Annotated in this window: 31 protein-coding genes; 10 read left to right on the forward strand and 21 right to left on the reverse strand. The window is 69.1% G+C overall.

Annotated features, from left to right (window positions below):
- Nucleotides 1-389 precede the first annotated feature (389 nt).
- Together ABT403_RS39000 and ABT403_RS03315 are read left to right on the forward strand one after the other, a co-directional pair.
- Entirely contained in the window at nucleotides 390-923 is a 534-nt protein-coding gene (locus tag ABT403_RS39000; protein WP_425580170.1) for a hypothetical protein, read from the forward strand.
- On the forward strand, nucleotides 920-1,315 hold the full coding sequence (locus ABT403_RS03315) for a type II toxin-antitoxin system VapC family toxin (protein WP_344157600.1): 396 nt from the start codon (nucleotides 920-922) through the stop codon (nucleotides 1,313-1,315). Before ABT403_RS39000 ends, ABT403_RS03315 begins: the two co-directional genes overlap by 4 nt.
- A 262-nt stretch (nucleotides 1,316-1,577) precedes the next feature.
- Here ABT403_RS03315 and ABT403_RS03320 read toward each other — a convergent pair whose 3' ends face one another.
- Complete coding sequence (locus tag ABT403_RS03320) at nucleotides 1,578-1,841, reverse strand: hypothetical protein (RefSeq protein ID WP_344157603.1); 264 nt, start codon at nucleotides 1,839-1,841, stop codon at nucleotides 1,578-1,580.
- A 444-nt stretch (nucleotides 1,842-2,285) separates the two neighbouring features.
- Here ABT403_RS03320 and ABT403_RS03325 point away from each other — a divergent pair, with 444 nt between their 5' ends.
- Both ABT403_RS03325 and ABT403_RS03330 read left to right on the forward strand, forming a co-directional pair.
- Nucleotides 2,286-7,754, forward strand: a complete 5,469-nt coding sequence (locus ABT403_RS03325; protein WP_344157605.1) for a serine/threonine-protein kinase — start codon at nucleotides 2,286-2,288, stop codon at nucleotides 7,752-7,754.
- A 693-nt stretch (nucleotides 7,755-8,447) separates the two neighbouring features.
- Nucleotides 8,448-9,353 (forward strand): site-specific integrase, encoded by a 906-nt coding sequence (locus ABT403_RS03330; protein ID WP_344157608.1) that lies wholly within the window; start codon nucleotides 8,448-8,450, stop codon nucleotides 9,351-9,353.
- A 434-nt stretch (nucleotides 9,354-9,787) separates the two neighbouring features.
- Here ABT403_RS03330 and ABT403_RS03335 read toward each other — a convergent pair whose 3' ends face one another.
- Nucleotides 9,788-9,997 (reverse strand): hypothetical protein, encoded by a 210-nt coding sequence (locus ABT403_RS03335; RefSeq protein WP_344157611.1) that lies wholly within the window; start codon nucleotides 9,995-9,997, stop codon nucleotides 9,788-9,790.
- A 91-nt stretch (nucleotides 9,998-10,088) separates the two neighbouring features.
- Here ABT403_RS03335 and ABT403_RS03340 point away from each other — a divergent pair, with 91 nt between their 5' ends.
- Complete coding sequence (locus ABT403_RS03340) at nucleotides 10,089-10,415, forward strand: hypothetical protein (protein WP_344157613.1); 327 nt, start codon at nucleotides 10,089-10,091, stop codon at nucleotides 10,413-10,415.
- 90 nt (nucleotides 10,416-10,505) lie between these two features.
- Here the strand turns inward: ABT403_RS03340 and ABT403_RS03345 are convergent, their stop codons facing one another.
- Nucleotides 10,506-10,859, reverse strand: a complete 354-nt coding sequence (locus ABT403_RS03345; protein ID WP_344157616.1) for a hypothetical protein — start codon at nucleotides 10,857-10,859, stop codon at nucleotides 10,506-10,508.
- Nucleotides 10,860-10,965: 106 nt separating this feature from the next.
- Here ABT403_RS03345 and ABT403_RS03350 point away from each other — a divergent pair, with 106 nt between their 5' ends.
- From ABT403_RS03350 to ABT403_RS03370, 5 genes are all read left to right on the forward strand, one after another.
- Nucleotides 10,966-11,193 (forward strand): hypothetical protein, encoded by a 228-nt coding sequence (locus ABT403_RS03350; protein WP_344157619.1) that lies wholly within the window; start codon nucleotides 10,966-10,968, stop codon nucleotides 11,191-11,193.
- 1 nt (nucleotide 11,194) lies between these two features.
- Nucleotides 11,195-11,653 (forward strand): hypothetical protein, encoded by a 459-nt coding sequence (locus ABT403_RS03355; protein ID WP_344157622.1) that lies wholly within the window; start codon nucleotides 11,195-11,197, stop codon nucleotides 11,651-11,653.
- A 255-nt stretch (nucleotides 11,654-11,908) separates the two neighbouring features.
- Nucleotides 11,909-12,178, forward strand: coding sequence for a hypothetical protein (locus ABT403_RS03360; protein WP_344157625.1), 270 nt, complete (start codon nucleotides 11,909-11,911; stop codon nucleotides 12,176-12,178).
- Nucleotides 12,178-12,747, forward strand: a complete 570-nt coding sequence (locus ABT403_RS03365) for a hypothetical protein (RefSeq protein ID WP_344157628.1) — start codon at nucleotides 12,178-12,180, stop codon at nucleotides 12,745-12,747. The genes ABT403_RS03360 and ABT403_RS03365 overlap by 1 nt, the downstream gene beginning before the upstream one ends.
- 37 nt (nucleotides 12,748-12,784) lie before the next feature.
- Nucleotides 12,785-14,035 carry a fibronectin type III domain-containing protein gene (locus tag ABT403_RS03370; protein ID WP_344157630.1) on the forward strand — a complete coding sequence of 417 codons (1,251 nt, stop codon included), beginning with the start codon at nucleotides 12,785-12,787 and terminating at the stop codon, nucleotides 14,033-14,035.
- Nucleotides 14,036-14,039: 4 nt separating this feature from the next.
- Here the strand turns inward: ABT403_RS03370 and ABT403_RS03375 are convergent, their stop codons facing one another.
- The 18 genes from ABT403_RS03375 to ABT403_RS03460 all read right to left on the reverse strand — a co-directional run bounded on the left by ABT403_RS03375 (nucleotide 14,040) and on the right by ABT403_RS03460 (nucleotide 23,358).
- The gene (locus ABT403_RS03375; protein ID WP_344157633.1) at nucleotides 14,040-14,330 is read right to left on the reverse strand and encodes a DUF6087 family protein; all 291 of its coding nucleotides are present in this window, start codon (nucleotides 14,328-14,330) and stop codon (nucleotides 14,040-14,042) included.
- A gap of 105 nt (nucleotides 14,331-14,435) precedes the next feature.
- Entirely contained in the window at nucleotides 14,436-14,921 is a 486-nt protein-coding gene (locus ABT403_RS03380; RefSeq protein WP_344157636.1) for an NUDIX domain-containing protein, read from the reverse strand.
- Nucleotides 14,922-14,933: 12 nt separating this feature from the next.
- Nucleotides 14,934-15,605: a class I SAM-dependent methyltransferase gene (locus tag ABT403_RS03385; protein WP_344157639.1), complete on the reverse strand. Its 672-nt coding sequence runs from the start codon at nucleotides 15,603-15,605 to the stop codon at nucleotides 14,934-14,936.
- A 110-nt stretch (nucleotides 15,606-15,715) separates the two neighbouring features.
- Nucleotides 15,716-16,225 (reverse strand): hypothetical protein, encoded by a 510-nt coding sequence (locus tag ABT403_RS03390; RefSeq protein ID WP_344157642.1) that lies wholly within the window; start codon nucleotides 16,223-16,225, stop codon nucleotides 15,716-15,718.
- 93 nt (nucleotides 16,226-16,318) lie between these two features.
- Nucleotides 16,319-17,425 carry a radical SAM protein gene (locus tag ABT403_RS03395; protein WP_344157645.1) on the reverse strand — a complete coding sequence of 369 codons (1,107 nt, stop codon included), beginning with the start codon at nucleotides 17,423-17,425 and terminating at the stop codon, nucleotides 16,319-16,321.
- 66 nt (nucleotides 17,426-17,491) lie between these two features.
- Nucleotides 17,492-18,037 (reverse strand): class IV adenylate cyclase, encoded by a 546-nt coding sequence (locus ABT403_RS03400; RefSeq protein WP_344157648.1) that lies wholly within the window; start codon nucleotides 18,035-18,037, stop codon nucleotides 17,492-17,494.
- Between the two features lie 141 nt (nucleotides 18,038-18,178).
- The gene (locus tag ABT403_RS03405; protein WP_344157651.1) at nucleotides 18,179-18,388 is read right to left on the reverse strand and encodes a hypothetical protein; all 210 of its coding nucleotides are present in this window, start codon (nucleotides 18,386-18,388) and stop codon (nucleotides 18,179-18,181) included.
- Nucleotides 18,385-18,603, reverse strand: coding sequence for a hypothetical protein (locus ABT403_RS03410; protein WP_344157654.1), 219 nt, complete (start codon nucleotides 18,601-18,603; stop codon nucleotides 18,385-18,387). Before ABT403_RS03410 ends, ABT403_RS03405 begins: the two co-directional genes overlap by 4 nt.
- Before the next feature lie 178 nt (nucleotides 18,604-18,781).
- A complete protein-coding gene (locus ABT403_RS03415) occupies nucleotides 18,782-19,630 on the reverse strand; it encodes a helix-turn-helix domain-containing protein (RefSeq protein WP_344157656.1) in 849 nt (282 codons plus the stop codon).
- Nucleotides 19,631-19,654: 24 nt separating this feature from the next.
- Nucleotides 19,655-20,179, reverse strand: a complete 525-nt coding sequence (locus ABT403_RS03420) for a DUF6879 family protein (RefSeq protein ID WP_344157659.1) — start codon at nucleotides 20,177-20,179, stop codon at nucleotides 19,655-19,657.
- Nucleotides 20,151-20,414 (reverse strand): hypothetical protein, encoded by a 264-nt coding sequence (locus ABT403_RS03425; RefSeq protein ID WP_344157662.1) that lies wholly within the window; start codon nucleotides 20,412-20,414, stop codon nucleotides 20,151-20,153. Before ABT403_RS03425 ends, ABT403_RS03420 begins: the two co-directional genes overlap by 29 nt.
- Nucleotides 20,415-20,635: 221 nt before the next feature.
- Nucleotides 20,636-21,229 (reverse strand): DUF5753 domain-containing protein, encoded by a 594-nt coding sequence (locus tag ABT403_RS03430; RefSeq protein WP_344157665.1) that lies wholly within the window; start codon nucleotides 21,227-21,229, stop codon nucleotides 20,636-20,638.
- A 103-nt stretch (nucleotides 21,230-21,332) separates the two neighbouring features.
- Nucleotides 21,333-21,731, reverse strand: coding sequence for a hypothetical protein (locus tag ABT403_RS03435; protein WP_344157668.1), 399 nt, complete (start codon nucleotides 21,729-21,731; stop codon nucleotides 21,333-21,335).
- A gap of 79 nt (nucleotides 21,732-21,810) precedes the next feature.
- Nucleotides 21,811-22,071, reverse strand: coding sequence for a hypothetical protein (locus ABT403_RS03440; RefSeq protein WP_344157671.1), 261 nt, complete (start codon nucleotides 22,069-22,071; stop codon nucleotides 21,811-21,813).
- Nucleotides 22,068-22,538, reverse strand: a complete 471-nt coding sequence (locus tag ABT403_RS03445; protein ID WP_344157675.1) for a hypothetical protein — start codon at nucleotides 22,536-22,538, stop codon at nucleotides 22,068-22,070. The genes ABT403_RS03440 and ABT403_RS03445 overlap by 4 nt, the downstream gene beginning before the upstream one ends.
- Complete coding sequence (locus tag ABT403_RS03450) at nucleotides 22,535-22,789, reverse strand: hypothetical protein (protein ID WP_344157678.1); 255 nt, start codon at nucleotides 22,787-22,789, stop codon at nucleotides 22,535-22,537. Before ABT403_RS03450 ends, ABT403_RS03445 begins: the two co-directional genes overlap by 4 nt.
- 78 nt (nucleotides 22,790-22,867) lie before the next feature.
- Entirely contained in the window at nucleotides 22,868-23,029 is a 162-nt protein-coding gene (locus tag ABT403_RS03455; protein WP_344157681.1) for a hypothetical protein, read from the reverse strand.
- Nucleotides 23,030-23,115: 86 nt separating this feature from the next.
- Entirely contained in the window at nucleotides 23,116-23,358 is a 243-nt protein-coding gene (locus ABT403_RS03460; protein ID WP_344157684.1) for a hypothetical protein, read from the reverse strand.
- Between the last annotated feature and the right edge of the window lie 31 nt (nucleotides 23,359-23,389).

Here is a 23,389-nt window from a genome sequence, read left to right on the forward strand (position 1 = left end):
GCCGACGGGCGCCGTTCAAAAGAGCTTCTGCTCATCGGCCGCGGCTCGACCTTGTGGTCCGCGACCGAGCCGTAGCCGATCCGCTTCGTGGGCAGCAGGGCGTGCGGGACGCTGCAAGAGGGGCACGGGGCCTTCGGAAGCGTCGCCATGTCACCAGGATGGCCCAATACGCCGTCGCGCGGCAGGGAGCGCACCCCCCGCGCACCGCAGCACACCGGACGAAGGTGAGGGGGCTCTGCCGCGCGTGATCGCCCGACCGCCCCGAGTTGGCTACGCGGGCGCCAGACCAACCATGATCTCCGGATCGGCGGACCCGCGTAGGTCCCGGCAGGCGGCCTGATTCCTCCGGACAGCCTCACTCTATTAGAACTTTTGCTAGATTCGATGGTATGGGTGCATCACTCCACGCCCCCGGTGAGGGGCCCACGAAATCCGTATCCGTCTCCGTTCATGAGGGCACCATCGAAGCCGTCCGCGCCCGCGTCGGGAAGCGAGGCGTCTCCGGCTACATCGAGGCGGCCATACAGCGCCAGATCGAGCGCGACAACCTCGCCGAGCTCGTCGCCGACCACGAGACCCGACACGGCGTGATCACCGAGGACGAGATCGCCGCCGCGGAGACCAGGCTCGGCCTGGACGCAGATCCTGAGCGCTGGCAGGTTCATCTCGACAACCTGCTGGCGGCACTGGACCTTGACTCTGATCATGAGCGCCGGCTGGGAAAGCGCCTGCGCGACCTCCTCTCTGGCTACCGGGCTGGGGCATCTTGGAGGCAGGCGGCCGGTAGCGGGTCTGGCAGTCACTGGGTCACTCGCGATGAAGAAACCGCGGCCGGGCTCGCCGAGGCCGTCGGGCCGACTGGAGTCGAAATCCGCCAGAGTCAGATGCAGCACACCACCTACTACACGAAGGGCGGCCTGTGAGCGGTACCTGGGTCCTCGACAGCGAGGCCCTGGGCCTCTACCTGCGGGACAACCGGGAGATGGCCGCCAACCTGGCCGTCGCGATCAAGCGGGACATCCGCGTCATCATCAGCCCCGTGACCCTCGTTGAAGCCGACCCCAACGGCGTGCACAGGGCCCGCATGTCCTGGGTGGTCTCCCGCCTCACCATCGAGCCCGTGACGAAGGAGATCGCCGCCCACGCGGTCGAACTTCTCCGGGACGCCGGCGGCCTCGCCGGACACAAATACGCGATCGACAGCATTGTGGCCGCCACCGCCCTCCGCGCGCACGGCCCCGTATCGATCCTGACCTCGGACCCCGAGGACATGCGCATGCTCTGCCGCGACAGAGTGAACATCATCAAGGTTTGACCTGCGGTGAAGGGCTCGCCGCTCGCCGAGTCCCGCCTTCCGCCACTGCTTGCAGAACTCGGGGAGGCGTCGCCCATGCCGAAGGAGGGGGCGGTGAGCCCGGCCAGTGCTGGGCCCGGACAGCGAGAAGCGGCCGCCCTGCCCCCTTGCGGGGCTTGGACCAGGGCGGCCGCTGGGAGACGCCCGACTAGGAGCTTCTCGATACGTCGACAGTAGCAGCGCCTCGGCCGGTGCGGGACGGGTGTCTCGCGCACTGGACCGGTTAGAAGTCCGATGGCCGCGTGCGGTTGAACGCGTCGACCGCTGCCGGGATCCGCTCGGGGGAGGGGACGGCGCCCAGGACGATGCCCAGGGGCGCCGTGCGCACCGCCAGGGAGCCCGGGACGCTCCGGCCGGGGTGTGCGCGCCGCACGTGGGCGCTGGCGGCCTCCATGGCGTCCTGGAGGGTCAGGGAGCCCCCGGCGACCACCAGCTCACCGACCATCGGGGCCTCGCGCGGGCAGGCGTTGCAGTGCATCCAGCTCACGGTCGTATCCACGCCGGGTCAACGAGCCGGCCGCCTGGGCGGTGGCGTCGCGCCGCTACCGGTCGTCCCCTTGCTCCCGCCGGCTATCCGAGCGCCGCCTCGACGCTGGGGCCACTGCCCGGTGTGCGGGGGCACTGCCTGCGTCGGGGTCGGCCATTTGCGTGTGGAGGGCCAGGCCCCGCGATTACGGCAAAAGGGACTTAAGGGTGGGGGTACCTTATGCCCCATTTAAATAGATTGGCCACATTCAAAGAATTCTCGCCCCGTCAACCCTCCGCTTCGATTCTTTATTGAATTCCCTTGTGAAATACCCCACCCTGCAACCGGCCTGCATTTCCGTCACCCCCTGGTATTCTCTCGCGCCTTTTGGGAGAATATCCCTATGCCCGGATTGGACCCCGGGCCGCCCGACTAGCGACACTCGACGATAGGGGTTTTTCAGAAATGGGACAGATTCAAGGGGAGAGCTCTGCCCGAATTCAGGAGATCCTGCGGGAGCGCGGTCTCACGGGCTGGACTGAGGTCGTCGGCAAGGGCGGGGAGCGGCTGGCCTACCGCGCGCAGCGTGCCATCCGTGGCCGGTACGACCGGATGACGACGTTCTACTACGTGATCACGCTGGACGGCCGGTACCTCGACAAGGGGTTCAAGTCGACGGGCGCCGTGACGACGTGGGTTCGCGCGAATTCGGCGGACCTGTCTCCGATCGAAGACACTCCGGTCGCGGTCGAACCGGAATTCACCCTCCCCGGCGACTACACCATGTCCGCTATCCAGCGGGACGCCGATGCGTCCGGCTTTTCCATGACCGTGTGGGCGACCGGGGCGACGGCGCCCGGTGAGTCCCGCTGGACGTGGGCGAGCTCCTACGACATGCACGCCGTGCCGGAAGACGCGATCGGCGAGCCGGTTATGACCGTGCTCGCGCGGACCTACCTCCCGTCCACCGTGGCGCACACCGAGGCGCAGCCGGAGCCGTGCCCGGCCGTCCCGGCGGCGGTGCAAGTCGTCCTCGACAAGACTTTCGGGGTCGGGCTGCGGCTGGTGTGCGAGTGCGCGGGGTGCCTGGCGGTGAAGCTCGCGCCGGTCTGCAACCCGGCCACGGGGGTGGCGTACCGGATGCTCGCCGCCGTCGCCCCCAACGTCATCGAAGGCATGCTCGCGGAGCTCGGCTACGTCCTGGCCGGGGAGCTGCGCGGCACGATCGTGCTCCTGTCCTCGGGGAACAAGACGGCGTGGCAGGCGCCCGTGGTGCCGGTGGACGGCGGCGGGGAGGAGGGTCCGGAGCCAGAGGGGGAGCCGGGCCCGGCGGGGCCGGAGCACGTGACCACCGTGACCGAGCTGGATGGGCATTTCATCCCGTCGTGCTCCTGCGGCTGGGAGCAGGACAACGGCGGGTTTGACCGCGAGGACTTCGCGCAGATGCGGGCGGCGCACCACCGGCAGGAGCCGCACTTCGATGCCGACCACGCGACGGAGCACCACCCGCAGACCCGCGACATCGACGGCACCACGTTCACGGCGAAGTGGGAGCGGCACCAGTACGTCATCCGCTGGGGCGCTACCGCGCTGATGGTGGGCAAGACGGCCGGGTTGGCGTTCCGGCGCCTTGCGACGGGCCTGCGGGAGGACCCCGAACAGTTCGCCCGGCTGATGAACACGAGGACCCCCAAGAAGACGACGAAGCAGGCGGAGGAGAGCAACGGCATGGGGCGGGGTTCGATGGCTCCTCGGAAGATCGTTAAGGCCAAGGTCGGCGACATCCTTTTCGCCACGGACTCCTTTCCGACCACGGTGCAGCTCATGGGCCATTTCTACACCGTGAATCTGCTGGCGGGCAGTTACACGATCACGCACAACGAGACGCGTGAAACCCTGCGGTTCACCGGCACCGACAAGAAGAACATCTGCCGGACGGGCGGGACGTACTTCCCCACGCGCCCAGAGATGAAGAAGGCCGTTCTCGCGGACGCGGTGGCCCGTGGTGAGCGGCAGCCGGAGCCGGTGGTCGAGGAACAGTCGGAGCCGGTCGCGGAGGAGCCGACGGCGGAGGAGAAGCAGGCTCGGCGCGAGCGCCCTTGGGAGTTCCCGATCGACGCGCGGGGGCGTGAACTCAGGGTCGGCGACCTGGTGACGCAGGCGTACCCGGAGATCGTCACGGCCTACCGCATCGAGCGTCTGGTGAAGAACGGCGCCATGTCCGTGGACGCGGTGGCCGTGGACGGCGACGGCGACGGCAAGGCGCGACTCCGGGAGCACTGCGGCAGCGTCGTACGGGTCACCGAGGAGCAGATGGCGGCTCTGCCGACTGCCTACCAGGTCGAGGCCAACGGCCACCGTGGGTGGGTGCGTCCGTCGAACCCGGTCATCAAGCCGGGCCTGATCCGCGCCACCTGCGTCTGCATGAGCCACATGGAAATCAGCGAGGAGGGCCACAGCCGCAAGGCCGCGTACTTCATGACCACGGAGGAGGCCGAGGCCGCGTGGCACCGTCACGCCGCCGCCGAGCCGTTCGTCGAGGACGACCAGGGCGACGAGGAGGAGTGGAACGCCGAGGTGGCGCCCGAGATCACGCCGGGCTACGCCGTGCAGCCGGTCAGCCCGCAGGGGGAGAAGACCGACGGCACCGAGGGCATGTGGTGGGCCACCTGCAACGGCGGCCGCGAGGGCTGCTACGAGTTCGGCCACATCGTCACCCCGGACTCGGACACCTCCTTCCGGGAGACGGAGAAGACCGCCCGCGCCCTGGGTGAGTGGCACCTCGGCGGCCAGCAGGGCCCGGCGCCCACCGACCGGTTCCCGGGGCAGTCCGAGGCCTCCCGCGTGGTGTGGGCGTCCTTCTCGTACGAGTTCGTCTACCGGGCCGAGTGCACCGTGTGCGGGTGCGAGGCGGAGCACGTCTTCAAGGGTGGCAAGGGCACGGCGAAGACGGCGGCCGCCAAGCGGCGCGCGGTGCGTGACGCTGCTGTCGCGTGGACGGCGGAGCACGCCGAGGAGCACCAGCCCGAGGATGGCGCCGCCGAACTGGAGCCGGTGGCCGTGTTCATCGTCTCCGCCCGCTCGAACCCGACCCGCCGCCGGGTGCTGTGGGGCATGACCCGGGCGGACGCGATGAAGCTGTGCTCGGACGACCGGACCGCCTCCAAGCACTACATGCTGTGCTGGACCGCGTCGGAGCACCTGGGCGTGCTGGGCGAAGACTGGGAGTGGGCGAAGGACCGGGGAACCACGAACGCGGTGATCGCCGAGCTGGGCGTGACGGTTCTCGACCGTGCCGTCTTGGAGCAGGCCGCCGCCGACACCAAGAAAAACCTGACCCCGGCGGCCGGCTCGCCCGTCGAGGATTTCGCTCCTGCCGACACGGAGGAAATCTCCGCGTGGTCGTACGAGAACGAGCGGAACCCGCGTCAGGGATGCGGCTCCTTCCCCAAGCCCTGCGACCACTCGTGGCCGTGCGGGCGGGACGCCGTGGCGTGGAGCAAGGCGCAGGCCCGGGAACGTATGGAGCGGGCGGCGGCCACCCCCGGCGCCCAGCTCGCCGAGGGCGAGAGCGTTACCTACGCGGGTGCCAGCGATGACGGGTACGGGCACCACTTCGAGCGCATGGCGTACGACTGGGAGATCAGCGAGGGCCGGTTCCGCACGACGGGCAACGACCTCGGGGACAAGCACCGTCACCACGGGGAGCAGCCCAAGGGTGACAACGGCTGGACGACTTCCGTGCGCTGCCTGCACGAGACGTGCAAGGGGAAGGTCTTCAAGTCGGTGATCTGCGACGCTGAGGCACTCCTCGCGATGCGCGCCCACGGCCGGAAGAAGCACCCCGCGCCCGTCGCGGCCGCCGAGGTGGAGACCGACGAACAGCGGACCGCCCGCTACGTCCTGGAGCTCAAGGCGAAGGACGTCCTCCCCCGGCTGGGATGGTCCGAGTCCATGGCGCAGTTCGTGGAGTGGGCGGCCGCCGGTGACCTCTACCGCGATGGGAAGCGGTTCAAGCTGACCCGGGGCCGCCCGGTGCGCGCCGACCGCGTACGCCTCCTCGCCGGGGCCGGATTCCTCTCCCTGCCCAAGGAGGAGGACGGACAGGTCACCGTCACCGCCGACGGCGCCGTTGCCCTGTCCTACGCCAAGGCGTGGCCCGCCGGACTGCTCACCAACGCCCAGGCCGACGAAGCCGTCAAGGCCGCGCAGCGCCGCGAGGCCAACGGGAAGGGGAAGCGCTGGTCACGCAACTGCCTGTCGGTGCTGCCCATGGGGGAGACGCAGAAACTCGCCGAGGCCGCGTGGTGGGATGCGGTCGACCCCCAGGGGAAGACGAAGCCGCTGGCCGAGCGCTACCGCGCCCAGACCGCTCCGGCGAATATGGCGCCCGCTCCGGCGGGCGGCGAGCCGATGCCGGGTGACGTCGTCAGCGTGGGCGGGCGCCGGGGAACCGTCCGCAGCGTCGATCCCCTCAAGCGGGTGCCCACCGTGCTCGTGGTGTGGGAGGACGGCAACGGCACCAAGCACGTACCGACCGCTGACCTCGACGCGACCACTGCCCCCAAGGTGACCGTCCTCGGTACCGGCGGCGGGATCATCGTCACCCCCGCCGACACCTTCGTCCCCGTCACCGACGCGGCCCGCCAGGCCGCTGAAGAGGAGGCGGAGTGCTGGGCGCAGCTCGCGGAGGAGCGCGAACGGCGGGAGCGGTGCCCCAAGTGCCGCTGCCGCGAGCTGGTCGGTACGCGCTGCCAGGGCTGCGGGCATGAACTCCTCGACCACCCGCAGGTAGTAGGACTGGCGGTCCCTGGTCGGCCGGGACGCCCGGCTGAATTTCCCCCCGCGCCCACGTGCGAGGCGCTGGACGCGTATGTCGTGCCCGCCGTCCCCGCTCTGACTATCTGCGAAACCCTGTTCACCCTCACCGTGCCCCAGACGTACGCCCGGCACGAGAAGCAGGCCGCCCGCGACCTCGCGCACCGCACCACCGCCGAGCAGCGCCGCGCCGTGTGGAAGCTCGCAGGCGAGGCCAAGCAGGCGCAGCGCCGCACCAAGCGCGAGCAGGCGCAGCCCGACGCCCCCGCAATCAACAACGGGGAGCGCATCGAACCCATGAACCCCGGGTGGGGTCAGGCCTGGTGGCTGTTCCGCGATCAGTACGGCTACGGCTTCGAGGCGCAGGAACGGGGCGGCCGCTGGTACGGCATGGAGCGCCACGACGAGTGGGAGACGGCCACCGGCGCCAGCATCCCCGGCGACCTCGTGAGCATGGGCCGGGGCGGCTACGACAGCGCCGCCGACCTCCTCGACGCCTGCCGCGCCCTGGGGCAGGAGAAGGCCGTACAGGACGCGGGCGGCCGCATGGTCCGCCGGGTCCTGGCCGACTACGACACCCCCGTCCCGCTGGTTATCTGCACCGCCGACACGACCCCCGCCATGCCCGAGCCTGCCGCCGTGCGCGACTGGTTCGCCCCGGTCGTGCCCCCGGTCCCGGCCGCCCAGGACGACGACGGCCCCGACTACGCGGCGATTTCTGCGGCCAACCGCGCCGACCGGGCGCAGCCCGACGACGGCCCTGCCCTCGACTGGGTGGAGCTGAGCGCGGAGCTCGCCGACCTGCGCGCCGACCTGGAGCCGGTGAAGACGTGGGAGGAGGTGCGCGCCGAGCTGGACGCGCTGCACGTCCTCGCCGACGAGGGCCGCAGTGACCTGGGCGCGGCCGCCCTACCGAAGGCGACGTGGGCCGACGTTGAGCGGGAGCTCGCCGAGCTGCGGCAGGACGTGAGCGCCCCGGCCGCGCCGCCGGTCATGCGGACCATCATTCCGGCCCGCCTCGCGCGGGAGTCCATGACGCTGGCCGCGAGCGCGGCCCTGGTGACCGTGGCGGCCGCGTCCGTCGCCGACACCGGGCGGGTACTGATCGGGGCGTGAGCCCCGGGGGCCCCGCGCCCCCACTGAGCACAGGCCCGGCCGACGGGTAGAACCACCACCTCCCACCACGGTGAGGGCAGGGTGATCCGGACACCCCGCCCCGCCCGGCGAAGCGCGCCTCGCGCAGGGGCGCGGCGGAAACAGCACTGCCTTCCCGACGTCCGGGCGCCGGCGACTCCTCCATTGGACAGGGAGGGTCAAGGACACAGCGGCAACAAGGACGCGTCCGGCGCGTCCACGCGAAATCGAGATCGAGACCCGGCTCCCCGCGGCCGGCGACCGAATCGAGTCCGAGGTCGAGATGCGGGTCGAGGTGTCGAAGCCGGGCCTCGTTCGGTTCGGGTCGACTTCGGTGTCCAAGATCCGGGATCCACCTGACGAACCGCCAACTTCCTTACTAAGGTACGCCTCAGTCCTGGTAACCGTGCTTACCGGGATCGACAAAGGGGACAAATGAACGAGCTTGAGATTGTCGACGCGGAGCTACTTCCCATCGCCCAGAGTGACCTTCTAGGGATGGGTCTCGGATCCGGGCTTTCGGTACATAGTTCCGCAGATTATGAGCTAAGCCCTGAAACGGTTGAGGCACTCAAGTCCGCTGTACCGGCTGAGACCTACCGAAAATATGACTTCTGGCTGCGACGGGCCGCCGGCTGGTGCGCGCAGCAGGAACGGTCGCGCACCGTCCTCCCCATGACCACCGAGACGCTCACCGAGTGGATCCGCGTCACTATCGACACCCCCAGCGAGAAGACGGGCGCGCCCTACGGGGCCTCCGCCCTCGGTCAGGCCGTCGCCGCCATCCTCGCCGCGCACACCTGGAGCCGAATTCCCGTCGAGCGCCACCCGGACCCGCGGCCGGCCCGGCTGCTCATCAAGGCGCACAAGAAGCGCCTCGCCGACTGCGGCCGCCGGGTGAAGAAGTCCGCGACCGTCGACACCGACGGCTTCGTGGCCATGGTCCGGGAGTGCGACACCAGCACCCTGACCGGCCTTCGGGACCGCCTGATCATCGTCTGGTCGATCTGGGCCATGACCCGCCGCTCCGAATTCTCCGACCGCGTCCTTCCCGATGCCGTGGTCGTCCCCCGCAAGGGCGTCCGCCTCTTCTTCGCCAGCAGCAAAACCGACCAGGGCGCCGAGGGCGAGTGGGTCGTCATGCCCCGCCGCGACGACCTTCTCGACCCCGTCACTGCCTACGTCGAATACCGCGACGCCCTCGCCGCGGCCGGCATCACCACCGGCAAGATCCTGCGCCGCATCGACCGCTGGGGAAACGTCGGCGAGGAGCTGAGCGCCGAGTCCGTCAACGACATCATCCAGGCGAGGGCCGAGGCTGCGGGCGTCCTGTACGACGACAACGGCCTGAAATTCACCGCCCACGGCGCCCGAGCCAGCGGCGCCACCATCGCCGACGAGAACGGCGCATCGGGCGCGGCCATCCGCAGGCAAGGGCGCTGGTCGCCGAACTCGAAGGTGGCCGACGGGTATATCCGCCCCCGCGACGAGTGGGACGGCAACGCTATGGCCAAGGTCCCGGTCATCCCCGCCCCGCGCGCCGAGAGCGACGACCTTGGACAGGTCGCCGGCCGAGGGTGAATGGCACGATGGTGCACCCCTTCATATTGTGAAGGGGTGGGTGGGCAGGAATTATCCAGCAAATCCAGCGCCCCTCTTCCGATATCGAGAGGACCTCGCCTTTATTGCCGTCAGATTTTTGGAAATATCAGGAGAGGCGGGACACTGCTTTCGTTGCCCAAAATGTGGACGCCTGGCCTCCCTGGCCCTAGCCATTTCGAGAGCTTGGGTGAGCTACTCCGTAGCGGCTCTGGCATTTGCGGGAGGCGGGAGGAGTTGCTCCAAGTGAGTCAGGGCGTCGCTACTGACGACACCCCCACGCAGACGGCATTTCCCCAGCAGGAGCACCGCAGGCGCACACGGGGGCTCTGAGTGCTCCTCTCTTGTTTACTCCTATGAGGAGAGATGCCTCTGGACACCGCTTTCAGCTCCCCGCCATTTTTTCGCCCAGAGGATTAACTCTCCCAGGTTTCCGGGCCCCCGCCCTCCCACCTGAACATCCCTGGGTCTTCGATATCCACGTCGTCCCAGCCCGGGAATTCCGCCCGCCGCAGGAACTCGCGGAGATCGAGCTCGCTCCGGGCCAGGCCCAGGATGGCGCCGTCGTAGTGGACGCGTCGGCCGCCGTCGGCGTCGGGCTTGTGGATCACGATGCGGGGGTCCATGAGCCCACTCTCGCCCGGGGCGGTCAGCGGCGCACGCGGGGCGGTCGGCGAGGAGTATCACCCGCGAAATCCCAGCGACGAGGCTGGCCGCATGACAAACCCCAAGGTCTTCATCCCGACCCATCAGCGCGGCTTCCCCGGGCACCTTCACCTCCCCCCGGGCGCCGACCCTTCCCCCATCGTCGCCGAGTTCGCCCCGGGCACCTTCACGTGGAACGAGCGCGGGCAGTACGCCGAGTTCCCGGTGACCCTGAGCCAGGACGTGGTGGCGGTGCTGCACAAGCACTATGCGTACGTGGACATGCAGTACGGCAAGAGCGAGTTCGAGCCCGAGGCGTCGACCACGGTCAAGCGCCCCGCGGCGGCCCGGCCGGGAACGTGGCGCCACATGGGGCCGCGCATACCCGCTTCGGTCTGAGACCGCCCAGACCACGCGTGCGGGTTCTTAGTCCTGTTACCGCACGTGTAAGGAGGCCCCCTCTTGGCCATGAGGGGGCCTCCTGCCGTGTCAGGCGTAGTACTCATCCCGACGGCCGGCGGGCATGTTCTGTCCGGCCTGGAGGTGGCCCTCGGTGTAGCGGCTTGACGCGCTGTAGCGGCCCGCCGGGCGGAGCGCGGCATCCCGGGCGTCCTCGAACTGGTCCTCGGCGCGGCCCCGGGGTGCCAGGTAGCGGGGGATGTGCTGGAGAGCCGGGTCGATCTGCGGGTCACTGAAGAACCGGCCGGGAACGTGGCCGGGGATTTCGTGGACGGGCGGGGTGTTGAAGTACCCCGCATTTACATGATGCTCGGTGTCCTCTGCTTCGCGGTGCCGGGTTTTCTTCTGGACGTCGACTTTCGTGTCGGACAGACGCCACCTCATAGGGCAGCCCCCTTTTTTCTGAGCGGTTATGTAATTACCACTACAGAAGGTACGGCAGACACCATTAGCGGTGTTAAGAATCCTTCCCGATTCCAAGGGGACAGCCATGTCTGAAACCGTCCGCATCAAGCCGCTTGCCGAAGCCATCGGAGGGGGCGCCAATGTCCCCGATCTCCGCAGGCGGAATCACGAACTAGCGGTGCAGCGCTACCGGAATGCGGCGGCCCGAATCAATCCTTCAGGGTGGGGTCACACTGCTGTAGAGGGCAGCGGCCTTTTCGCCGAGGTCGCTGCCGAGGAGACCCCGCACCGCGTGTACTCGGACGTGAGTTGAGATGAGCACCACGTTGGCGCCGCCGGAGTGGGCGGCCTCGTATCAGAGCATGTCTCACCGGTTCTCCCCTCCCTCGTACGAGCCGCTGCGGACGTCGCCGGGGGTGCCGGTGTACGAGACCCCGCCGGAAGGGTGCTACTGGGCGTCCGGGATTTGCTGGTGGTCGATCCAGGCCGGCCCGGTTCTCGTGCGCACCTTCGGGATGGAGCGGGCCCACAACGGACACCGGTGGGTGGTCGCGGCGAACGTCGACCTCTACCTCGCCGACGGGACCGAACTGCATGACGTCGGCCTGCCGTCGAGCAGCCTCTCCCGCGACGTCCAGCACCTCACCGAGTACACCCCGATCCGGATCCTCCGTGACGGCCTGCGTCGCCCTTGGCGGGCGGTGGCCGTGCCGCAGGGCACCGGGGCCGCTTGGTACCGGAAGGCCGAGCAGCTCAACGGGAGCGCACATTGAACACGTACAAGGGCACCGCTTGCGGGGTCACCGAGGACACCACTGCGGCGCCCGTCGTCGACCAGGCCCTCGGGCCCGTCAGAACAAGGGCGTTCCTCGTCGGAGGATGCCGGGGGTTCGCCGGGGGTCGAGTTGTGGTGTCGACACCCACCGGCGGCCTTCGGGCCCCCACCCCTCTTGCGGTGCGGACGTGTTCCGGAGCGGGGGATCCGCGCACCGGCAGCGGGGACACCACTGCGCGCAAAGGGGGCTGATATGGGGTTCCTCGACTTCTTCCGGCGGCGCCGGCCCGAGCCGGTCGTCGACCTCTCCACCCCTTCGGCACGGGCCGCGTACGCCGACATCCTCGCCGCGAAGGAGGCGGACTTTCAGCGCGAGCGTCCCGTCGTCGACTTCTCGCGGCCGCCCGCTCCTCCGGTGATACGTCGCCGGGGTGACGGTGACCCGCTGCCGACGTACCGCCTGGTGCGGAAGGTGCCCCCTCCTCCGCCTCCCCGGCCGATGTGCCCGGACGTGATCGACTGATGGGCCGGAACGAGACCCGCAGTCGCCGGCAGCGCAAGCGACGGCTACGAGAGTGGACCGGGGGCAAGCCGCCCGGGGTCGACGACGAGCCCAAGGAGCCCGTAGAGGCCCCTGTGAGCGCCGTACGGGCCTACGCGGAACAGATCCTCGACGAACCCCCGCCGGTGCTGCCCAGCGCCCCGTACGAGGGCCCGGAGCCCCCGGCATGGATGATCGCGCCCACCCTGGTCCACAACGTCGCCGGGCAGCCGTCCAGGTGGCTCGACGAAGCTCCTCTCCGTGCGTGGGAGGGGCGCCAGGGTCAGGCGGCGTACGAGCTGCTGCGGGAGGACCGCCGCGACGTCCTCAGGTACGCGGGTACCGGGGTGGATCCAGGGCCGTCCTGGGCGCCGAAGGAGCACCCGCTCGCGAAGACGAACGGGTTCATCAACCACTTGGCCAACCGGCTGACCGTGTTCGAGCGCGAGCGGCGAGGCCTGCGGCGGCCGTGGAACAAGCCGGAGCCCCCGAAGCAGCGCAAGGAGCTACCCGAGGCCGAATGCGGCTGGGCGCCCTGGTCCTACAGCTAGCACGACCAACACCACCCGACAGGAAGAGAGCAGCAGCATGACCACCCCCACGTACGCCACCCTCGGTGAGCGCGTCGTCCGCGACAACACCCCCTCCCCGCCGCCTGCGCTGCCCGCGCCGGAGTGGTACAAGGCCTCAGCCGACGGCGCGACGGTCCAACCACCGCGACGGCAGATCCGCAAGGACGAGCCGATCGCCGGCGGCTACGTAGACCAGCGTGAGATCCAGCTGCTGTGGACCATGCCCGTAGGGGCCATCACTCCCACCCCGCAACCCGGCGGCATGGGCAGCCGACCCATCGACGCCCTTTCGGGCGTGGACTCCTACCGGATCTACATCGGCTCCCTGCCGATCCCGGTTACGGGGGCGGTGCCGGTGCCCGTACCGCCGACCACCCCCTCGGGGACCATGACGCACCCGGACCTCGAAGCCCTGATCGGCGGGTACTTCGTGCCGTCGACCGCGCAGCCGCCGGGGCCGCCTGTCTGGACACCCATCACGCCGAACACCGCTTACGCGATCCAGCTCCAGGCCGTAGGCCTCGACGGCACCCTCGGGCCGAAGTCGGCGGTCCTGTACGTGGAGACCCCGAGCGATCTGCCGCCGTACCGGTACGGCCAGGTCGCCCCGCTCCAGGCCCCCACATCGCTGGCGTTCCAGCAGGGGACCACCGTTCCGAACCCGGCCAGCGGCGCACAGGGCCCCTTCTCTCTGGAATTCACGGCCGTGCAGCACGCCAGCAGCTACGAGTTGTACGCGAGCCGGAACCCCCGGCCGGGGATGTCGGGCCCGATCGGCTTGCTGGAGGGCGATCTACTCGTGGGGACGGCCAGCCAGCCGGGATCCGTGGACAGCCAGAAGCCTGTGCAGGTCACGACCGCGCCCATCACGGAGCCTGGATTCATCAGCCTGAAGGTGCGCGCGGTGATGCCGGTCCAGCTCGGAGGGAATGCTTACTCACCGTTTTCGGCGCCGCTGGTGACAGTCCTGCCGTCGGCCTCGGCCCCGGCGACGCCGCAGAACCTACGCCTTGGTGGAGCGGTGACTGCCACGACGGTCCCGGTCGCCTGGAACGCGGTGGGCTCGACGCCCGCCGTCCGCGAGTACCGGATCTACAACGCGGGCGTCTTCCGGACCAGCGTCCCGGGCAACACCACGTCGGCGCCGGTCGGCGGCTACACCGCAAACAGCCCCTACAACCTCACCGTGACGGCGGTGAACGAGCTTGGCGAGAGCATCGCGAGCACGGCCCTCGACGGGACGACCGCCCCGGCGGCGCGGGCCTGAGAGGTCACGGCTTCCGGTGGCGACCCGGCGCCTTCTTCATCGGCTGCCTGGGCGTCGGCGGCGTTGCGGGCATGGGATTCATGTACGCGCGTGCCGCGGCGTAGTTGTCTACCGTCGCCAGCGGCTGCCAGGCGAAGCCGTCCCACTCAAGAATCAAGCGGGGGGCGTCCGGGTTGACGTGTGCGGCGCGCTGCGGGCCGGCGCCGAGGGTGACGGCTTTCAGCTCGCCGGGCTTCCTCAAGCGCCCTTCGCGCCGGGCGGCCCACTGGGCGAGGGGTTCGTCTTCGGGGTTCATCGTCGTACCTCCGTCGAGCAGGGGCAGCACCCTACCGGTCCCCGGGCGGCGGGGCGCCCCTGTCCCATCCACGCGGGAGAGGGACGCCGCCGTGCGTGGTGGGCGTCAGCGTTCCAGGTAGGCGACGGTTCCGGAGCGGCGGGCGTTGTCGGCGGCCTGGAGACGGGCGAAGCTCGCGGGGCTCATGATCTCCTCCCACTCCTCAAGGGTGTGCACTCGGAGCTCGGTGTGCTCGGCGGGGTCGAGGGCGATGCTGTTGATCTGGCCCGCGGTGAGCTGACCGCCGTCGAAGATGACACCGAACTTGTTGAGCGGCCAGTGGGCGCCCTGAGCGATGAAGTGGACGGCGAGAAGTTTCTGAGGGCCGGCGAAGCTGATCTGGGTCTCCTCGAAGCACTCCCTGAGGGCGCACTCCCACGGCGTCTCGCCGGGGTCCATGTTGCCGCCAGGCCACTGCCAGGTCTCCGCGCTGTGAGCTGAGCGAAGCTGGATGGGGCGGTCGTCGGTGTCCGTGAAGTAGAAGCCCGCATAGCTGGTCGCGTTCGCGATGGTCTTGACGTACTCCTCGGCCGGGACCCAGTTGGCGCTCATATTTCGGCCTCCTTAGTTGCTCCTGGTACCCCTGACCAGCAGGGTCCCGATGTGTCCGGGCGTGGGCGCGTCGATCTCGCGGACCTCGACGTCGATGAAGCCGGCGTTCTCCATGAACTCGTGCCACTGGTGCAACGGGTAGCTGTAGCGGTAGGTGAACATCGCAGGCCCGGCGAAGCCGCCCTTGTACATGCCCTGTGGCCCATAGGCGCCGGGGATGGCGGGGGGTTGGGAGAAGACGAAGACGCCGCCGGGGTTCAAGCTGCTGGCAACCAGGGGGAACAGCCTCTTCGGATCGGTGAACCACGCCGCGCCGAAGATCGAATAGACCGCGTCGAAGCTGTTCTCCCGGCCGGCCAGGTGGGCGAGGACCTCGGCGCACACGAACTCGATGCCAAGGTGTCCGTACTTCTGGGTGCTGTGGGCGACGGCGACCGGGGACAGGTCTACGCCGGTGCACTTGACGCCTTGCTCGGCAAGGTAGGCGAGGGCGCGGCCGGTGCCGTAGCCGATTTCCAGGACGGTGGCGGGGTCGCCGAGGATGCCGGGGCCGGGGTCGGCGGGGTGGTCCTTGTACTGGGTCCAGCGGAAGACGGGGCCGCCGGTGGAGGGGTCCTTCGTGGCGCTCTCGGCGAACTGGTCCCACAGGGCGCGCTCGTGCTCGTAGTTGTGCGGGGTGTTCATGTCGGTGTCCTTCGGGAACGCGGGAGGGGCCCCGCCGGTCGCGCTGGCGAGGCCCACACCCTAGGGGCGGTTCGGTCGGTCAGGTGCCGGATTCGGCCGCGGGTCGTCCGTCAGTGGGAGTCGGGGACCTTGGAGTCGCACGGCGAGCATGTCGCGCCGTCCTTGGCCCACAGTTCCTCGTCCGGGGTGAAGCCGCAGGCGGTGAGGAAGTCGGCGGTGCGGATCACCGTGCCGTCGTCGCGGCGCTTGATGAACGGGGCGTGGTGCTTGTACCGGCCGCCGTTGTAGAGGTCGCAGAACGCGAAGTAGACGGGGGTGTCGAGGATGACCTGGTGGACGCCCTTGTCGACGATCTTTCCGACCCCGATGTGCACCTCGGGGTGCTCCATCGACGCGATCATGTACATCACGGCGTTGCCGAGGATGCGTTCGGCGGTCTCGCGGGTGTCCACCTCGTCGCGCAGCAGCAGCGCGACTTCGCGGTCCCAGATCGACATGCCGTCGTCCAGGATGTTGACGGTGAGGTGCTCGATGCGGTCCTGGACCGCGTTCAGCAGTTCCTTGGGGTCCCGGGAACGGACGGCGGTGTCGGTGCTCGGGTTCTCGATCATGATCGTCATGCGGTGGTGCTCCTCTCGATCGGTTCGAGTGGTGCAGAGAGTGGTGCGGGGCCCGCCCCCAGCCGCAGGAAGGCGGGGCGGGAGTCTGGGAGGTCAGCGGCGCAGCGTCGTGACCTGCTGGGGGTACAGCGCGGTGAGGCGCGCGGTCTCGTCGTCACGGAAGGCCTGGACCTCGCGGGCGCGCTGGCTCATGACGAACTCGCCCACGCTCACGCAGAAGTCCATGCGGCGGATGCAGACGCCAACCATGTAGGGGCCGCCCTTGGCCCGGTACACCCGGACCCCGTAGTAGCCCTCCTGGCAGTCGCGCGTGTTATTGAACTTGCAGCCGGCGCAGGTGTCGGGGAGACGGACGGGGCGGATGTTCTTGGCGTAGACGGTGCGTCCGTCGGGGAGCCGGTAGCGGGTGCGTTCGTCGGAAGTTCCGGCGGTGATGATGTGCCGGACCGGGACGGCGTCGAGGGCGGCGAGGGTCTCGTGGATGGCCTCCCGTGAGCCGTGCTCGGTCTCCAGGTTGACCAGGAACCGCACGGTGACGTCCCGACCGTACCGTTCCACGATCCGCAGGGCGCGCGGGATCTGGGTGTGGTCGCTGACGACGAGGTTCGCGGAGACTTTGATGCCGCTGCGCAGTCCGGTCTCGATGCTGGCCTCCAGGGCCGCGATCTTCTTCTCGGCGAGGCTGACGGACGCGAACCGCGGCGCCTGCACGGCGGCGAGCTCGGTCGCGGTGGTGCCGAAGACGGAGAGATTGATGCGGTCGAGCCCGGCCTGCGCGCACTCCTCCAGGACGGCGGCGCCGTTCTCCCCGTTGGAGGTGAGCCCGACGGTGAACCCCATGTCGCGGACCTGCCGGACGAGGGCGGGAAGGCGTGGGTGGAGGGTGGGCTCGCCGCCGGTGAAGTGGATCTCGCGGGTACGGATGCTCCCGCGGAGGCCGGCGAGGGCAAGCGCGAAGTCGGGGCCCGGCTCGATGCGGGCGGCGAGGAAGCGTGCGCCGTTGTCGGCGAGATAGATGGAGACGCGGCCGGTCTTGCCGGGGGTGCCGGTGTACTGGCCCGGCTGGGCGTCGCGGTTGTCGGCGGTGACGGGTGTGCCCTCGTTGTGGCAGAAGACGCAGGCCAGTCCGCAGTCGTCGTCAATCTTGACGCGTCCGGTGTCGTCGGGGCGGACCTCCACGGGCACTTTGTGCAAGAGCATGTCGTGGCCTTCCTTCCGTGCGGCCGGTCCCCGTGCTCCGGCCGCACTACTGGATGGTGCTTCGGTTCAGGCGGTGAACCTGAGGTCGGTGACCTTGTCGAGGTCGATTCCGTAGCGGGCGTACACGGCCGTGGTGTTCTCGCCGGTCAGCTCGGCGCGGTCCAGGCCGAGGCGGTCGGCCATCACCCATACGGCGTCTTCGGTGTCGGCCTCGATCTCCAGGTATGGGGGGATGAGCGGCCAGTGGTCGAGTTCGAGCCGGACCCCGTCCAGCTCCCAGGACGAGCGCCGGTTCTCCTGGTAGGCGCGGGCGGTCAGGCCGCTCGCGGTGAGCGCGGCGTGGGCGGTGTCGAAGTCGGAGACCCCCACCTCGGTCTCGCGGGTGCCGTCGACCTGGTCGCTGGTGATCTCCTTGACGCACAGGGTGGCGGCGCTTCCGGTGTCCCGCAGGCGCACCCACTTCCCCGGCACCGCGGGGACGGTGTCGTAGACGTAGCGCCGCATGTGGCGGTCGGCGACATGGACACCGCCAGCGGTCTTGATCCGGTCGGCGATGTCGGCGGGGTCGATCTCAAGGGCCTTGACCTCGAACTCGGTCACAGCGTCGGTCACGATGTCGTTCCTTCCTCGGTACGGGTGCCTCGCACTCTCTACATCACGGCGCAGGGTCACCGGTTGGCGTTGGCCACCAGGGTGACGACCGCGATCGTGACGACGAGGACGTAGGCGAGAACGGCTAATCGCTGTCGCACGTCAGCGGGCGTCGGCCGGGCGCAGGGCGTGGTGGTCGGACACGATCCACTCCACACCGCCGCCCTCGGGGCGGAGGAAGACCGCCTCGGGGGTGAAGCGCCGGGTGGCGGGGTCCTCGAATTCGCCGACGAACTGGATCACGCCTTCGCGGTCCTGGTCGACGTCGTAGACCCGGTTTCCCTCGATCAGCCACTCCGGGCGCCGGCTCACTGAGCGCCTCCCTGGCCGAGGCGTTCGTGCAGGTTCCCGAGTCTGCGCCAGCCGCGCCGGGCTCGCGCGATCAGCGCCGGGGAGGGCTGCCCATAGGTCGCGGACGTGTCGGCGCTGACGGCGAAGGCCTCCCAGGGGATCCGGTCGGTGGCCTCGGCGTTGGGCTGGCGTCCGCTGGACCCGGGCGTCCGGCGCGGCAGGGAGGGGGTGGTCACGGCCTTACTCCTCTCCGACAAAGGACGCAGCGGACCGCAGGACGGCGCGAGGATGAGGGACCTGCGGCCCGCTGCTGGGGGAGCACTTCCCGGAGCCGGTGGAATGGTCCGGGGTGCGATGAACACCGTAGGAAGGACGGGGAAGCGCTACCAACGCGTTTGCACGCGATTGCAGAATTCAGCCCAGAGAGCTGATCGCCCTGGAGATCAAGGCCCGCGCCTGCCTGCCGTGCACCGCGAGGTCCTTGAACCTGTCGAACGCCCTGACATAGAGCCCGATTTCGCTGGGCGAGGTAACCGTCACCTGGGCGGAGAGCAGCTCTACGCCGGCCTGCACATCGTCGAAGATGTTGAACGTCTCCGTAGGCCACATGGTGCGCTGCGCGGTGAACGGGATGACGCCGAGCGAGACGGCGGGCAGCGACATCGCTGTCCGCAGGTGCACCAGTTGCTCGGCCATCGTCTCGACGCTGCCGAGGCGGTAATAGAGGACGGACTCCTCCACCAGGATCGCGAAGCGGTGGTTGCCTGTGCGGATGACGCGGGAACGGGCCAGACGTGCCTTCACCGCATCGGCGACGTCGTTGGGTGTGCGGCGGAAGTCGGCAACAGTGGCGAGCAAGGCGGTAGCGTACGCCTCCGTCTGCAAGACGCCCGGCACGACTCGGGAGGAGTAGGCCCTGAAGTGACGGGTGCGTTCGTACAGGGGTACCGCGGATTCTTGCAGCCTGCGCAGGCCGGTTCGGGTGAGCCTGCGCCACTCGACATACATGGAGTCTACGGCGCGGCTGGCGGCGATGAGATCTGTTGCTTGGTCGTCCGCACCGCAGGCGGCGCACCACGCCCGGATGTCGGAGTCGGACGGCGCGGTCTTGGCGTTGATGATGCGGGAGGTCTTGGCGCCGTTCCAGCCGCACAGACCAGCCAGCTCCTGCCCCTGGAGACCAGCGTCCAACATGATCTCGCGCAGCCGCGCGGCGACGGCGAGACGGGCCTCCTGGGCGCTGGAGGACGGGGAGGAGGGCATGAGCTGACTGTCCCGTTACCGGTGTTAGACGGTGTACTTCTCGTGCGGGACCGCGCGCTCCCACACCGTCTCGAACGCGGAGGCGCACAGCTTCACCACGCCGGGGTCCTCGCACATCTCCGGTCCAGCGGACGCACCGTCGCCGGTGAAGTGGTTGAACCGGACGATCCTTCCGTCGAACAGCCAGAAGTCGTTCCCAGGCAGGGCGATATCCGACGCTCGGCGCCGCGGCAGCCAACGGATCTGTTCGCCGGCCTCGATGTTGGTGAAGGTGCCGGAGTGCTCGAAGCGGATGTACTCGGTCACCGGTTCAGAGACGATCCGCGCCCGGCGGATCACGACGCCACGCGCGACGGTTTCCGAGATGAGGTCGAGCCAGGGGCGCCACCACGCCGCGCGATTGTTGGGGTCGAGCCGGGCGCCGTCCCGCCACGCCGCGAAGGGGCCCTTCTCCTTGTCGACCCCGTAAGAGTCTCGCATCTCCAGGTGCACCGCCGAGTGCTGGGCGCTCTTGAGCAGTTCAGAGAAGTCCGGCACGTTCTGCATCATCGAGCGCCTTCCTGATGATCCCCGCCATGCGCAGCGGGATACGGGTCACGTTCTCGTGGTCGGGGATGCCGACGGCGTGGCCGGGCACCCACTCCGTACTGCCGATCTTGGCCAGCAGCGTCTCACTGGGCTTCCAGCCCTGGACGACCAGCTCCCTCTCCTCGTCGTCCACCCACACCGTCGGGCTTTCGTCGTCTCCGGTGTTGGGGTCGATTCCGCCGAACCGTAGCGTCATAGTGCCCTCCCGTACCAAGTCGGTTGCGCAGTTTTGCATGACCCTTCCGCCCGGCTGCCGGGCCGTCAAGGGCGCGCGATGAGAGCGGCGGTGGAAGACCGGTATCCGGTCCGGAATTCGCCCTCGGCCTAGTGAACTGGGGGCGGGCGCAGCTCACTCAGGGGCCAGAAGGTAAGAACCCCCGCGGACCGGCCGTCTGCCGGGGCGGGGGCTGACGCAGGTCAGATCGCGGCCAGGGCGCTCTCGATCAGCACCCTGGCGTTGTCGCCGTGCACCGCGCTCTTGGACAGCCCCACGAAGGCGCGCAGGTAGTCTGCCAGCTCCGCCGGCGCCTTCACGTCCACCTTGGCGGTCAGGTTCTCCACCAGGGTCTGCCGGTCGTCGTAGAGGTAGAAGGACTCCAGCGGCCACACGGAACGCTCGGCACCGAAGGGGATGATCCCCACCCTCAGGCTCGGCACGGTCAGCGAGTCGAGCAGGTGCTGAAGCTGCTCGCGCATCGTGGAGGCGTCCCCGATCCGGTGACGAAGAACTTGCTCCTCCACGATGACGCGGAACTGGTGGTCGCCCTCGTGGAGAAAACGCTGGCGGGCGGTTCGCGCGTCTACCGCCTGATCGACGTCGTTGGGGGTGCCGAAGAAGTCGGTGATGTTGTGCAACAGGGCGCGGACGTACTCCGGAGTCTGAAGGAAGCCCGGGACCACGTTGGAGCTGTAGACCCGCAGCAGCACGGTCTTCTCCATGTCCGCGTACACCTGGTCCTGCCCTTGCCGTAGACCATCGCTCATCAACTCGCGCCACTCGGTGTAGGTCATGCGGCACACCGAATCGCAGGGCCTCCAAGGCGTCAAGGGTGCGAGTCCGGAACGACGAAGCCCCCGCTGGCCGGCTCGGTGCCGGGGCGGGGGCGAGGAACCGTCAGGCTGCCCTCGAACTCCGAGCGTGGTGGACTGCTGCCTGCGTCGTCTCGTGGACTTTTGTGATGTCCTGTTCCGTGAGCGTGTAGGTAAGCCGCTCGCCGTTCTGGTGGATGTCGCTTCCCTGGTCCATGCGTAGGACAAGGTCGAGCATCTCCGTGCCGGGGACCCCAGGGGTCCAGACTAGAAGACTCCGGTTCTCGTCTCGGGGGATCTGGGCGGGAAGGTATCGAAGCCCCCGTTGCGCGAGCGCTGCCGCGATGTCGTTGACCGCCTTGTCGCGCAGGCGCTTGCCTTCCACAAGGTTGCGCAGCATCTTCATCGGCACCTTGATCACGGGGAACTCACGGTCGTTCAACTCGTCCAGCACTGCACGGACGAAATCGTTCGTATCGAACATCACCAGCTCCGGGATGGGTCGAGGGTATTTAGCAGACCCTGAACGATCGCACCTCGTGCCGCGCAGTGTGGCGACTTGTTCACCATCCCGTCTGCCTGTACGCCAAACCGTACGGCGAGCAGTCGTCACACCCCTCGCAGTAGTCGTCATCACAGAAGGGCCCGCCGACTTTGGCGGGGTCGGTGTCGCCCGCGTACTCGCCGTGGCGCCACCCGGTGCAGCCGACAGAGCAGCCGCAGCCCTTGCTGCACTCCGGACAGACCATGCCGAAGGTCCATCCGCAGGTCTCGCACAGGGTGTCGTCGGCGCTGGGCGACGTGGTGGTGGTCGTCGTGGTCATGAGGTCGCTTTCTCTTCGAGGTCCCGCAGGGCGGTGAGGGCCTGGCGGTGGGTCCGTTCGGCGTTCTCGTAGGCGGTCCGGGTCCGGCGTAGCTCGACCTCGGCCCGGTCGAGTGCGGTACGGGCCTTGGTGAGCTGCTCGACGTGGGCGCGTCGCTCGCCCTCCAGCTGGGCGCGTTCCAGGGCGTTCTCGGTCTTCTGCTGGGCCTCGGCCAGCCGCCTCTTCGCCTGGCGATCCTTGGCGCGGTCGGCAGCGGTCGGGTCCCAGCCGGCCCGCTTGAGCTGTGCGCGGACGTTGGCGGTCTTGCAGCCGCCCTGCCCCGAGATGTTGAAGCGGACGGTCTGGCCGTCGGGCCCGAGCGCGGTGACGCCGCTTCCTTTTCGCTGCCGGACGATGGTCCAGCCGGGGGTTCGGTCGAGCTGTTCGGCGAGGTCCCCCAGGGCCTGCGTGGTGGATGCGCGGGTCATGAGCGCCTCCGGCCCCGGTGGGACGCCTGGGCGGTGGCCAGGGTGCGGCGGAGGTTGCCCACGGCGGTGTCGAGGCGGAGCCGCACCTGATTGGCGGCGTCGAGGAGGGCCTGGCCGTCCTCCTCCTCGTACGCCCACGCGCCGTCGGCGGACTCGTGGAACAGGATGTCGCGGGCCTCGCCGAGGAGGGCCTGGACGGCCTCGCGCACCGCGTCGCGGTGGTCGGGTCTGAGCGGGCGGGTGTCGGTCATGGAGTTACTCCTTCGGGTATGACGAAGGCCCCCGCCGTGGTGCTGGTGGCGGGGGCCCGGGTGGTGGGAGGAGCGCGGTTAGCCCTCCTTGTCCTCGATCACCTCGGCGAGGTGGAGGAGCGCGTAGGCGATGGCGGCGAGCCCGTTGGCTGTGGCTCCCTCTTCCTCGCTGATGTTCGGGTTGGCGTACGCGGCGCCGGCAGCGTCTTCGGCGAGCTGCTTGTACCGGTTGGTGATCAAGAGGGCTGTCCTTTCGTGGACGGGCAGGCCGGTCGGCCTCCGCACGGCTCCCGCGCGGGCGGGAGCTGCACGGCCAGGTGACCGGTTCAGGTGCCGGTGATCTGCTGCCAGATCCAGGCGAGGGCGCCGAAGGTGAAGAGGGCACCGGTGATCAAGAGCGCGATGGGGTTGTCGGTGGCGCTCTGGGCATCAGAGGTGAATTCCTCTTGGCCGGGTGCCCCGCCGTCGTGGCGTTGTTCGCGGTGCCGGGCGCGGACCCCGTTGGCGTCCTCCTTGGTCATCCACCCCCACGTGGTGTCGCAGGTGCCGCAGCGGTAGCACCAGGCCATCGAACTCCCCCTTCAACAGGCCGTGTTGACT

The organism is Streptomyces sp. NPDC000075, from assembly GCF_040301925.1.
GTDB lineage: Bacteria > Actinomycetota > Actinomycetes > Streptomycetales > Streptomycetaceae > Streptomyces > Streptomyces polychromogenes.